Source organism: Thermoanaerobacterium sp. RBIITD (genome assembly GCF_900205865.1).
Classification (GTDB): Bacteria; Bacillota; Thermoanaerobacteria; order Thermoanaerobacterales; family Thermoanaerobacteraceae; genus Thermoanaerobacterium.
This window is the reverse complement of sequence record NZ_LT906662.1, coordinates 325,067-338,274: the sequence shown is the minus strand read 5'-3', so window position 1 is coordinate 338,274 and position 13,208 is coordinate 325,067. Positions and strand designations below refer to the sequence as shown.

Sequence of the window (13,208 nt, the reverse complement as noted above, 5' to 3'; positions counted from 1 at the left end):
GATGGCAAAATTAGACCCGCTTTCTGCCACAGAGAGAATTGTAAATAGATATTTGAGTTATGTTGAGACTACATTTTCGTTTAGCGATGTAAATTTGCAGAAACAATTGAAAGAAGAGCTTAGAGGAGTAGGTAGATTTTCAAAGGGACCTATATTAGAAGCTACACCGCCATTTGAAAGCAGCAATTCTATAGACGATATGATTGAGGAAAGAGTTTTATCAAATGAGTTTAAAAAACTTTGTACGCAAGAGCTGCCATTAGAGCGCAACCTATATTTACATCAAAAAAATGCAATTTATAAATTAGTTAAAGATAGAAGGAATCTAATTATAGCGACAGGTACCGGAAGTGGTAAGACCGAAACATTTTTGATACCTATTCTTAATCATTTATTTAGAGAAAAAGAAAATGGTAAGTTAGGACCTGGAGTGAGAGCTCTTCTATTATACCCTATGAATGCGCTTGCTAATGACCAGTTAAAAAGAATGCGTAGACTTCTTAAAAATTATCCTAGTATAACATTTGGTAGTTATACAGGTGAAACTGAAAAAGAAGAAAAGCAAGCTATAGAGCAATTTAAGAAGATGAATCCAAAAGAAGATTTGCTGCCAAATGAGCTACTATCAAGAAAAAGGATGCAGGATACTCCACCGCATATTTTACTTACTAACTATGCGATGTTAGAGTATTTGTTATTGCGCCCGGAGGATAATGTGTTTTTTGATGGAGACTATGCAAAGAATTGGCGATTTATTGTGATTGATGAGATACACATATATTCAGGAGCCAAGGGTATTGAATTGGCTATGCTTTTAAGAAGGTTAAAAGATAGAGTAGTAAAAAGTCGACATGGTGTATTACAGTGCATAGGTACGAGTGCAACACTTGTTGGTGAAAAAGAAGATGATTATAAAGACGTGACAGAGTTTGCTGAGAGGTTATTTGGTGAAAAATTCGAGTGGATTAAAGGTGACTCAAGACGTCAAGATGTTGTGACTGGAAACAAAAAGAGGCTTGTTATTTCACAAGAAAGCTGGAATAAATCTGATGTTAGTCTTTATAATAAGTGGGTTGAAATAGTTGAAGGGAAAGACGTAAATAAAATTGAAAGATTGATTGAAGAAGGCTTAAAAGCCGGTATACCCATTGATGTTTTAGAAAAAGCGAGAAAAAATTCGGATGGGGATTGGAGAAAATTTATTTATATAGTTCTTAGTGGTGATAGTCGGTTGATTGCATTACAAAACATGCTGGAAAAAGAGCCACAGTATTTGTCGAAAGCTGCTAATGTATTATTTGAAGATGAAAGTGATAAGCAACAATTGTTAGTTTCATTAGTTCACTTAGCAAATAACGCAAAAATGGGTGTAAATGAACAGCCTTTGCTTCCAGCAAGATATCATCTGTTTATACGAGCTCTTGAAGGAGGTTTTATTTCTCTATTTCCTAAAAAGCGATTATACTTAGAAAGGCGTGAGTGGGTAGAAGACGAAAAAGGATGCAAATACCGAGTTTTTGAAATTGCAACATGTTCTCAGTGCAGTTCAGTATATTTAGTTGGAGAAATCGATAGAAAGAATGATATAAAGTTTTTAAAACAACCTGGCAATCGTTATTTTGAAGACAGCAACAATTTAGAATATTTTTTGCTTGTTGGAAATAAAGAGCTCGTTCCAGAAAACGAAGATGAGATAGTGTCATCAGGTGAAGATGTTAATTTTTTGGAAAAAGAATATGTGCTTTGTGGTAAGTGCGGTGCCATAAAGGATATAAATGAAATAAGTGATTTTTGCAGCTGTGGTGAAGAGTATAAAGTTTGTGTCATTAAAAGCGATAGTAAAAATGGCGCATTACATAAGTGCCCAGCTTGTGGAACAATGAATACAATAGGCTCAGTAGCAAGGAGATTTGTCATTGGAAATGAAGCTGCTACAAGTGTTTTATCAACTGCTCTTTATCAAGAGATTCCTGATAAAATTGAAGATGTAATAAATGATGATATTGATAATGACTCAGGATGGAATGTGCAGATTAGTGAGGAAGCTAAAACTGAGAGCAATCGCAGAATGTTGATATTCTCTGACAGCCGGCAGGATGCTGCATTCTTTTCTACGTATTTACAGACATCTTATAACCAAATTTTGCAAAGGCGCCTTATTATCATGACATTAGAAAAGTACAAGGATAAAGTTATTAAAAATGAATGGAGAGTAGAAGATTTAGCTGAATACCTAAAAAAATTGATGAATGATTTAAAACTTTTTGATTTAAGCCAACAGCAATTGGAAGAAGAAGCATGGAAATGGGTGCTTTATGAGTTTATGGACAGAGGCGGTTCAACTAGCTTAGAATCACTTGGACTTTTAGGGTTTGTGCCGGTTATGCCATCTGATATAAATTTTGGAAGAGCACTAAAAAGTGATCCTTGGAATCTTACAGAAGATGAGATAAAAAGGATAATGATGATTCTTTTGGATAGCATGCGGAAAAATGGGGCTATTTGCTTTCCTGATAGTGTCAGTCCAAAAGATCAATTTTTTGCACCATTAAATAAAGAATTCTATTTTAAGGAGAATTATGCGATACCTGGCTATATTTATAGTTGGAATCCTGTATCTAAAGGGAGAAATAATACTCGCCTGGACTTTTTAATGCGTCTTTTTAAAGCTAAAGGAAAGAATATTAGTCGCAAAGAAATAGAAGAATTTCTAGAAAATGTATGGAATAAATTACTGTTAGGTAATAAATCGCCTTGGAATAAATATATATCAAGTCACTATGAACGTAACAATATCGGGCAGGTATTTAGATTGAATTTGGATTATTGGAAACTTGTTCCTTCTATAGTTGATGAATCGATTAAGTGGTACAGGTGTACTAAGTGTAATAGGCTATCGTTGCACAATGTTTTGGGAGTTTGCCCTACATATCGATGCGATGGACGTTTAGTTGAGTGTGATCCAAAAGATATATTTAGAGATAATCACTATAGGAAACTCTACACAGACATACTGCCTTTAACTTTAAAAGCCAGTGAACATACTGCACAGCTTACTACTGAAACGGCAGCAGAAATCCAAAAAAAATTTGAGAATGGAGAGATCAACGTTTTAAGTAGCTCTACAACATTTGAATTAGGTGTTGATGTGGGAGACTTGGAGACGGTTTTTATGCGCAATGTACCACCAACGCCTGCCAATTATGTACAGCGTGCAGGACGAGCAGGTAGGAGAACTAGTACAACAGCGTTTGTTCTTACATTTGCTCAAAGACGGTCGCATGATTTTACTTATTATTCAGATCCATTAAATATTGTCAATGGGAAGGTACAAACACCGCACATCGAGATTAAAAATGAAAAAATCATAAAAAGGCATGTATATGCTGTAGCTTTAGCGATGTTTTGGAGATTAAATCCAAATTGTTTTGGAGAGGTTAAAAAATTTTTTATCGAAGATGACAGGCCAATTACCACGATAATAGAGGATTTTTTGATAAAGAGGCCAATGGAATTAAAAGAAAGCCTTATGAGAATTGTGCCAGATGATTTGCATGATGTACTTGGTATCGATGATTGGAGTTGGATGTATGGTTTGCTGGATGAGAAAGAAGGTGTATTAAAAAAGGCAGAGGCAAATTTGCTAAATGATTTGAGGGAATTAAGGAACTTTGAAGAAGAATGCGTCAATGATAAAAACTATTCAAAAGCATCAGCAATTCAGAGGACTATAAACACTTTGGAACGACGCTACATTATTAATTATTTGTCTCAAAATAATGTTATTCCTAAGTATGGATTCCCTGTAGATGTAGTGGAATTGAAAGTGGATCATCATGGAGATGAAGCTAAAGGATTGGAACTGACAAGAGATTTAAAAATAGCATTATCAGAATATGCTCCAGAAAGTCAGATTGTTGCTGGAGGTAAATTATGGACTAGTAAATACATTAAAAAACTGCCTGACCGCGATCCGATTAAATATAATTATGCTATTTGCGATTATTGTGGACATTATTATAGCAATATTGCTGATGTCGAAAAAGATTTTGATACTTGCAGCGTCTGTGGACATAAGATTGGAAATAATCGAGGGGTTTTCATTACACCTGAATTTGGATTTATAGCCGGAGAACCGCAGAAACCAACATTGGTAAAGCCTGAAAGGACATACAGCACTCGAAAATATTTTGCAAAAGAAGGTAAAATCGAAAGAGAACATGAGTATGAGATAGGTGGTTTTCACATAAATATTCAAGCAGGTGATGGAAAGTTAGCAGTTATAAATAGTGCAGGGAAAAGAGGATTTAAAGTATGTGAAACTTGTGGTTACTCAGAAATTAATACTGGCAACCCCTTGAAGATCCATAAAACACCGATGGGTAAAAGTTGCAAAGGTAAATTATCTCGCTATTCGCTTGGCTATGAGTTTAAAACAGATATATTATCATTAAAAATCGTGGGCTATTCCAATGAACGAGAAGGATTTTGGGAATCCTTATTATATGGTTTAATTGAAGGAGCTTGTCGAGAGTTGGAGATTGAGCGGCAGGATATAGATGGTACTTTATACACATACTCAAAAGATCCTTATAGCCCTGCTATAGTATTATTTGATGACGTACCTGGTGGAGCCGGTCAAGTCAAAAGAATCGCCGATAAGGAAAACTTTATAAGAGTATTGAATAGGACATTAGACGTTGTTTCGAGTTGTGAATGTGGTGGAGAAAGGGCTGATACAAGCTGTTATGGGTGCTTACGCAACTATACAAATCAGTATTGCCATGATAAATTAAAAAGAATTTACGTAATAGATTTTATTAATAACCTTTTAAATCAACACAAATAAAAAATGCAGAAGGATAGTTCTGTTGCGTTATAGATGTAATCTGCGATTATAATAAAATAATCACCAATATTGTTACAATAGACATATACAAGAGATTTCTTTAAATCCTGAAGATGTAGATGTTATTGTATTCTGGTCGAAAAATTATGGACCATTGCTCAATAAACTGGATGAGCTAAAAGATAAGTACAGGTTATATTTTTTATTTACGATAACGGGACTAAAAGGAATACTAGAAGAGAATGTAATAGATCCTAATATAGCCATAGAGCAATTTATTAATATATCTTCAAAATTTTCGCCGGAACATATTCAATGGAGGTTTGACCCCATAGTTCTTACAAATGTAACGGAAGCTGATTTTTATATTAATAAATTTACCGAAATAGCAAAAAGATTATATGGTTATACACATCGTTGTTACATTAGCTTTGCTAATATATATACTAAGGTTTTGAGAAATTTTGAATATTTAGAGAAAGTTAGGAACATTAAATTATTAGATAAAAACATAATATATAAAAAAGAGGTTGCTGAAAAATTAGCTGATATTGGTGAGAAATACGATATAAAGTTATACAGTTGTTGCAACGATTTTTTAATAAGCGATAGAATTAGTAAGGCAAGTTGTATTGATGCCGAATATTTAAATAGATTATTTAATATAAATATCAAATCATCTAAAAGTCCAACTAGAAAACAATGTGGATGTTACAAAAGTGTAGATATAGGTGTGTATAATACATGTCCTAATGGATGTTATTATTGCTACGCCAATTATAATAGAGAATTGGCTATGAAGAATTATAAACAACATAATAATAGATCAATGTTTTTACTTAATAAAGATATTGAATTGATAAAAAGATTACCAGATAGGAAATGTGAAAGTAAACAAATCAGTATATTTGATGTGATATAGTCATTTATTATTACATATAGAAAGATTCGTAGAAAAGCCGGATTATGATACAGCAGTGAAATATGTCGAGCGTGGAGACTACATGTGGAATAGCGGAATTTTCATTTGGAAGATATCAACAATACTAAATGCCAAATAAGCAATTTAATAGCAGTCTTATTAAAAAGATATTGTGAATAGTTTAAGATATAGAAAAGCGGGTAAAATAACTTATAAGTAATATTTTTATTAAATATAGTTGTGTTTATTACTTATAAGTAATATAATATAAGTAAGGAGACACATAATGAAGGTGTTGTATAATATAATATATCCGGAGCAATTTTATAGTACTAAAATTTATACACATCCTAAATTTGAAGAAGAATTAAAGAATATTTTGGAATATAGTGGATATAAAGAAAAGTTTATAAGAATGTATAGGCAAAGACTTAAATTTTTAGAAGAGTATCAAAATCAATGTTATAAGAAAAGAGATTGGTTTGAAATTTTAAAGAAAACCGATGGATTGTATTCAATGAAGTTTAAGGGATCGAAAAATATAAGGATAATTTTTAAGTTTACTGGATATAACAAACAAAATATTGCATTATTGTTATGTACATTTGAAGAAAAAAATTCAAAAAATAATAGCAAAAGTAGTTATAAAGAGGCAATCTATATTGCAGAAGAAAGATTAGATGAAATAAGAGAGTTACTGGATTAGCTTTCTGCAATGCAATTAAAATGAGGAGGGAATTTATTATGGAGATTATTGACAATGAATTAAAATTAGGAGATGCATGGAAGTTAATTGATGAGTTAGCTGATGAATCAACAAAAGAAAAGTTTGAATTAGATGATATATTATATGAGATTTCTATGAAGATATATGAATTTAGGATTAAAAATGATTTGACGCAAAAACAGCTTGCTGAGAAATTGGAAATTAAGCAATCAATGGTATCAAAACTTGAAAGTGGTCAATATAATCCAACCATTGAACAACTGTGGAAAATTTCAAAAAAGCTAGGATGGAATTTTAAGATAATATTTGGGGAAGAGAATAGCAAAGCTAAAATCTGGGATACAGTTGACTTTGAAGAAAACCTAAATGATGAAACAGATAAGAAATTAGAGACTAAATTGGCGGTGGGGTCATGATTAATGTAAATAAGGTGTTAGCAGACTTTCAGTTTGTTGGGAATAGGGTATCTGATTTTAAAATTGAGACGAGAGATATAAGAACAAATGAGTTTAAAGTACATGTTACTTACGATTTTGATTATAATATAAAAGAAGTTAAAGAATTGGAAGATAAATATATAGGATATATTGAATTTATAACTGTGATAAAGGCAAAAGTTAAGAATTCAATTTTGTTTAAAATTAATTTAACTATGGAAGGTGTATTTGTTGGAAATACTCAAAAGTTAAAACAAGATGATTTTCTTGGCATGCTGGAGCTAAATGGCTTAACGACACTTTCTCAGTTATCGCGGGCATATATTTTAACTGTTACATCTCTTTCTGGAATAAATCCACCAGTAAAATTGCCTATGGTAAATATTTTTAAATTAATGCAGCAGAAAAAGAATAATGAAGCAAATAAAAAATAAACAGGAAACAAGGAATTTGCTTATAGTTTTAAAAACAATTATGTTAAATTACTGTTTTTGTTTGACTATGACCACGATTTTATGTATTATTGAAAATGATCGTGTATAAGGTGTGATAGGCTATGTTAATACAATGTACAAAAAAGTTGTTAGATGTGCTGGAGAGAAAACCCGTTACGTATGAAGAAGAAAATTTATTATTTTCTTGGCACGCGAATTTAATTACATTGAATCGAAGGAAAACGATAGTTCTTGTAAATGATAAAAACAGATATGTGGTTGTTTTATATGGACTTAAGGCAAAGGATTTTAGAAGGTTTGATGAAGCTATTTTAAATGCTATTCGTCTGGTGTTATTAGATGAGTGTATTGATGAAGAAATTGTGGAAGAGTATATAAGACAGGCGGGAAAAGTTGTATACGGAAAAACAAAAAATAGTATTTATGTAGGGAAAATGAATGCTGCTTGTAATGTGGTGTACTTATATGAAGATTTGCTTTTGGACAATACAGTTTATCAAACTTTTGTAAGCAAAGTGGCAAGCCGTTATTGGGTAGGCAAACAGGAAGAAGGATATACACCTCCAAGTAAAGAAATGTTTAAAGATTTAGAAGCTTTTGCTGATAGACCCATTTTTAAATGCATGGCAGTAGAGTTAAAAGTAACACTTGAGATAGAAAATCATAATATTTGGCGCAGGCTTGTTGTTCCCACAAATACTACATTTACACAGCTTCACAAAGTGCTTCAGGCTGCTTTTGGCTGGCAAGATTATCATCTTCACGAATTTTTCATTTATGGCAATGAACGACAGGATGTCTCATTTATCAATCATCCTTCTTACAGTAAAGATGGATATAAGGCGATTGTAAATTTAGTCAGCGATGAAGAAGCTTTTGATTATCCGAACGAGAGCGGCATAGAAATGATTTTTGAAGCGGGTATTAAGTTATCAGAATATATTCCGCAATATAAAAGGTTGATGTATGTTTATGACTTTGGAGACAATTGGCAGCATTATATTGAAGTTCAAAAGATCATTGACAATTATGATAAAAATTATGCTGTCTGTATTGATGGGGAAGGAAATGCCCCACCAGAAGATGTAGGCGGTGAATATGGCTATGATGAATTTTTAGAAATAATTTCTGATAAAAACAATCCGGAATATGAAAATATGATGGCTTGGGGAGAGAATCAAGGATACAAAGAATTTGATATTGAGGAGGTAAATAAAAAGATTAGTTCATTCTATGAATTAAGTTGCTAACTATGGAATGTTTATTAAATTGGTCAAATAAGTTTATCATGTTTAAAAGAAGCTCTAACGGTAAGTGGGTCACAGGTAACCCTCTTTTATAATTTTTTCACATAAATTAACTTTTATTCAAAATCCTTTCTATATTCAGGATCTTTGAGAAGTTTTTCTTGCTGTTTTTTTATTTCATCAGCAGTAACTAAAAAAGCATATACATATCTTAATTGCTCTTCTGTCAAAACTTGTCCTTTAAAAGTTAACATTTTTCGACCATCTAAAAACTGTTCAATATCTTCAATAGGTATATCTTTATAATTTGAAGAAGTATTTTGACCTTCAATATTATTACTTTCATTAACTTGACGCATAATTTCATCAGATGTTGTATCAAGTGCTTTAGCAATTTTAGAAAGCATTTCAGGATCAAAATATTTATTTTTATTATTTTCTATTTTATATATTGCAGTATTACTAACCCCTAGTATATTTGCTAACTCTCTTTGAGATATATTTTTATTTTGTCTTAATTCTCTTATTACATCGCCAATTGTTTTTTTATTCCTCATCGTAACACTTCCTTTAAAAATTGCTTTTCAATTTCCAATTATAGCAAAAAAGTGACATGAATGTCAACAATAAAGTGACAACTAATTTAAAATTTGTAACCATGTAGAAAAAAGTGATATATATGTAATCTATATAGAGATTAATTATAAAAATTAATAGCTAGATAGTTGACATCCAAATGATTATATACTATAATAAAAATAATCAAATAGATTATTACGAGGAGGATAACTATGGTAAATGTTATTAATGAGATACTTATAAAATATGGTCTAACTCAAAAACAATTATCACAAAAAGTTTATATAAGCCAACGACAACTAATACGCATTAAAAAAGGCGAATCGCGTCCAGGGAATAAATTCATAACAGGTCTAAAAAATGCATTTCCAGAGATTGACCTAAACGAACTTATCGAAAACAGAAAATAAGAATCTTTATTCTAGACAATGTAAATGATACCAATTGCTGTGAAAATTAAGTAAATTGAATGTTATACAATGCACTAATAACTTTTAATAGTTTAAACTTAGTTTTATAAGGATGCCTCCTTTTCTGGCATGATTTCAGTTATATTATGATAATTCTATGAAATTGGAGGAAGTCCTTTGAAATATGCGAAACCTTAAGATTTTAAAGTTTTTTGGGTTTTGCAAATTAAAATCTAATAATTAATGGAGGTGTTAAATTTTTATAAAATAATGAAAAGTTTGGGAGTGTGTGACAACTTATCAAGTAAGTTAGAAAGGAGTATTTGGTTATGTTTAAAAAAGGTTTTTTATGCATTTTGACTTTTATATTTAGTGTAAGCGTTCTACTGACTGGGTGCGGTAATACTTCATCAAAAAAAACTAATTCAAATGTTCAACAAGGTAAAGTAGAATTGACTATGTGGCATTATTTTGCTCAATCTAATCAACAGAAAGCACTTAAAGAAATAGGTGATGCCTTTTCTAAATCTAAGGATGGTAAAGTGACAATAAAATTTCAATATATTCCTTTTGCACAATTAAAACAACAGATTACAATTGGTGCTACCGGTGGTAATTTACCTGATCTTGTGCAAATTGATAGTCCTGATCATGCTTCTTTTGCATCGATGGGTATATTAGAAGATTTAACACCAGAAATAGAACAATGGGGCCAGGTAAAAAAATTTTTTGATGGACCTATACATTCTGTAATGTTAGATGGAAAATATTATGGACTGCCTCTTGACAGTAACTGTTTAGTTCTTTTCTATAATGTAAAAATGTTTAAAAATGCAGGATTAAGCAAACCACCTGCAACCTGGAGTGAACTGGAAGATTATGCAAAAAAATTGACAAAGGGTGATATAAAAGGACTTGCTTTTTCAGCGATAAAAAGTGAGGAAAGTACATTTCAATTTTTACCCTTTGTATGGCAAGCGGGAGCTGATTATAACAATTTAGATTCTAAAGGTGGTATTGAAGCTTTAAGTTTTTGGACAGATTTAGTAAAGAATGGATATGTAAGTAAAGATGTTTTAAACCAAACTCAAGGTGATATTGTAACTGCACAATTTGCTAGTGAGAAGGTTGCAATGATGATTAATGGGCCATATGAAATACCAACGATAGAACAGGCTGCTCCAGATTTTAAAGCAAACGAAGATTGGAAAGTTGCTCCATTGCCTACATATAAAACAGCGGCATCAGCTTTAGGAGGAGAAAACATAGCAGTAATAAAGAGTAGTAAACATAAAGATTTAGCGTGGGAATTTATCAAGTTTTTTGAACAACCACAAATTGCTGAAAAATGGTATAAAGAGGCTGGATATTTACCATCGAGAAAAGATGTTGCAGAGACGTCCAGTTACTGGAAGGATGATCCTATTTTATCTGTGCTTAGCGAAGAGATGAACGTTGCAAGACCACGAGGTCCAGAGCCAAGATGGCCAGAAATTTCAACTGCCATTCAGGAAGCAATACAAGAAGCTCTTACTGGAACGGCGTCACCTGAACAAGCATTGAAAAATGCTTCTGAGCAAATTAACAAAGTGATAAATAAAAAGTAATAAATAATTACTTATTAGTTAATGTTGTTTACGAAGCAAGACTATAGAATTGCATATTTTACTTTTCTATAGTCTTGCAAAAAAATGTTTGTTAAGGAAGTGATTTGGTTGATAAATAAAGTTAATCTGACACCACGTTTTAGAAAAATTCATTACATATATAATTATAGTGTTAAAAATAATTTATCAGGTTATTTATTTGTATTGCCTGCTATAATATTTTTGTTAGTGCTAATTCTTTACCCTATTATATATAATTTTGTTCTAAGTTTTCAAAATGCTACTGTTAGTACATTAAATAGCTCTAGTAAGGAATTTATTGGATTTAATAATTATAAAGAAATTATATACGATAATGCGTTTAAAGCTGCTTTGCGAAATACATTTATTTATACAATCGCATGTATTATATTTCAATTTATAATAGGTTTTATGCTAGCATTGTTCTTTACTCGAAATTTTAAGTTGGCATCATTTCTGAGAGGGCTAACTATGATAGGTTGGATGATACCAGTTGTTGTTACCGCTGCGATTTATAAGTGGATGTTTGATAGCTCTAGTGGAGTTATAAATTATTTTCTTTCGAGTATTGGTATCAAACCTGTGGAATGGTTAACTAACACCGGGACTGCATTATGGGGGGTAATTATTGCAAATATCTGGATTGGTATTCCGTTTAATATGATTCTTTTATCTGCAGGTTTAACTACGCTTCCTGTTACTATTTATGAAGCCGCCGACATAGATGGCGCATCTAAAATCCAGAAATTTTTTTACATAACAGTTCCATTACTTTTTCCGACTATAAAGGTAGTTCTAGCACTAGGATTTTTATATACATTTAAAGTATTTGACCTAATATATGCAATGACAGGAGGGGGACCTGTAAATAGTACCGAAGTTCTGGCTACATTATCGTATAAATATTCATTTGTACAATTTAATTTTGGATATGGAGCTGCTACGGCAAATGTTTTATTTATAATTTTGTTTGCAGTAGGATTATTATATTTAAAGTTTACTGTAGATGAGGAGGTAAACAGATGAGTCAAAATAAAGATAAGTTTTTAAATCTTTTTGGAATAATAATAATTGGTATCTACTTGTTTCCTGTGTATTGGATGTTCAATACATCATTGAAGACCAATAATGAAATATTTGCAAATCCGCCTACATTTTTTCCGCATGTGGTAACAATTTTATCATATATTGAACAATCTAAAGGCATTCTACTATATTTTTTTAACAGCATGTATACATCAATATTTACTACTTTACTAACATTGATATTAGCAGTACCAGCCGCTTATGGAATAGCAAAATATAGAATAAAAGGTCGAGGAATAATTTTACTTTCATTTTTAGTAGCTCAAATGCTGCCGGGTGCTGTTTTATTGACTCCACTTTTCATTTCTTTTAAATCAGCAGGAATTTTAAATACCCAGTACGCTCCGATACTTGCTAATGCTACCGCAACAATACCGTTTTCTATAATAATGTTAAGACCATATTTTTTAAATGTTCCTTCTGAATTAGAAGAATCGGCTAGAATTGACGGATGTAATAATATAATGAGCTTTTTAAGAATAGTAGTTCCAATATCATATCCTGTATTAATAATTTGTGGTGCTCTTTCATTTTTAATGTCATGGGGCAATCTGATATTTCCTTTGACGTTTCTAACTGATGAAAACAAATGGCCTATGACGGTCACAATTTATAGAGCTATTGGACAATATGGCACTCAGTGGAATGATCTTATGGCATTTGCTACAATAGTTACTTTACCAGTTATAATAATGTTTATGTTTGCACAAAAGTATTTGATAAGTGGATTAACTGCCGGTGCATTAAAAGAGTAAATAAATTTTGATTTAAAGTAATTTTTTTACTTCGCTATAATACATAGATATGAGTATAATTGAAAAAATAGTCAAAAACAAAAACCAAATATGCACAAGTCTACTATAATACA

11 protein-coding genes and 1 pseudogene are annotated in these 13,208 nt (G+C 31.5%); 11 read left to right on the top strand and 1 reads right to left on the bottom strand.

Annotated features, from left to right (window positions below):
• Position 1 precedes the first annotated feature (1 nt).
• The 7 genes and pseudogenes from CPG45_RS01620 to CPG45_RS01590 all read left to right on the top strand — a co-directional run bounded on the left by CPG45_RS01620 (position 2) and on the right by CPG45_RS01590 (position 8,640).
• On the top strand, positions 2 to 4,849 hold the full coding sequence (locus CPG45_RS01620) for a DEAD/DEAH box helicase (protein ID WP_096230330.1): 4,848 nt from the start codon (positions 2 to 4) through the stop codon (positions 4,847 to 4,849).
• An 85-nt stretch (positions 4,850 to 4,934) separates the two neighbouring features.
• On the top strand, positions 4,935 to 5,771 hold the full coding sequence (locus CPG45_RS01615; protein WP_096230329.1) for a DUF1848 family protein: 837 nt from the start codon (positions 4,935 to 4,937) through the stop codon (positions 5,769 to 5,771).
• A gap of 16 nt (positions 5,772 to 5,787) precedes the next feature.
• Positions 5,788 to 5,904, top strand: a pseudogene (locus tag CPG45_RS17830) (sugar phosphate nucleotidyltransferase); the annotation flags it as partial.
• Between the two features lie 153 nt (positions 5,905 to 6,057).
• A complete protein-coding gene (locus CPG45_RS01605) occupies positions 6,058 to 6,477 on the top strand; it encodes a hypothetical protein (RefSeq protein ID WP_096230327.1) in 420 nt (139 codons plus the stop codon).
• A 38-nt stretch (positions 6,478 to 6,515) separates the two neighbouring features.
• Entirely contained in the window at positions 6,516 to 6,914 is a 399-nt protein-coding gene (locus tag CPG45_RS01600; protein ID WP_096230326.1) for a helix-turn-helix domain-containing protein, read from the top strand.
• A complete protein-coding gene (locus CPG45_RS01595; protein WP_096230325.1) occupies positions 6,911 to 7,369 on the top strand; it encodes a protein-export chaperone SecB in 459 nt (152 codons plus the stop codon). The genes CPG45_RS01600 and CPG45_RS01595 overlap by 4 nt, the downstream gene beginning before the upstream one ends.
• 122 nt (positions 7,370 to 7,491) lie before the next feature.
• Entirely contained in the window at positions 7,492 to 8,640 is a 1,149-nt protein-coding gene (locus CPG45_RS01590; RefSeq protein ID WP_096230324.1) for a plasmid pRiA4b ORF-3 family protein, read from the top strand.
• Between the two features lie 113 nt (positions 8,641 to 8,753).
• Here the strand turns inward: CPG45_RS01590 and CPG45_RS01585 are convergent, their stop codons facing one another.
• A complete protein-coding gene (locus CPG45_RS01585) occupies positions 8,754 to 9,194 on the bottom strand; it encodes a helix-turn-helix domain-containing protein (RefSeq protein WP_096230323.1) in 441 nt (146 codons plus the stop codon).
• A gap of 234 nt (positions 9,195 to 9,428) precedes the next feature.
• Between CPG45_RS01585 and CPG45_RS01580 the strand changes: the two genes are divergently transcribed.
• From CPG45_RS01580 to CPG45_RS01565, 4 genes are all read left to right on the top strand, one after another.
• A complete protein-coding gene (locus CPG45_RS01580; protein ID WP_096230322.1) occupies positions 9,429 to 9,626 on the top strand; it encodes a helix-turn-helix domain-containing protein in 198 nt (65 codons plus the stop codon).
• Between the two features lie 329 nt (positions 9,627 to 9,955).
• Positions 9,956 to 11,233, top strand: coding sequence for a sugar ABC transporter substrate-binding protein (locus tag CPG45_RS01575; protein WP_096230321.1), 1,278 nt, complete (start codon positions 9,956 to 9,958; stop codon positions 11,231 to 11,233).
• Between the two features lie 108 nt (positions 11,234 to 11,341).
• Positions 11,342 to 12,280, top strand: a complete 939-nt coding sequence (locus tag CPG45_RS01570; protein WP_197702828.1) for a carbohydrate ABC transporter permease — start codon at positions 11,342 to 11,344, stop codon at positions 12,278 to 12,280.
• Entirely contained in the window at positions 12,277 to 13,095 is an 819-nt protein-coding gene (locus tag CPG45_RS01565) for a carbohydrate ABC transporter permease (RefSeq protein WP_096230319.1), read from the top strand. The genes CPG45_RS01570 and CPG45_RS01565 overlap by 4 nt, the downstream gene beginning before the upstream one ends.
• Positions 13,096 to 13,208 lie beyond the last annotated feature (113 nt).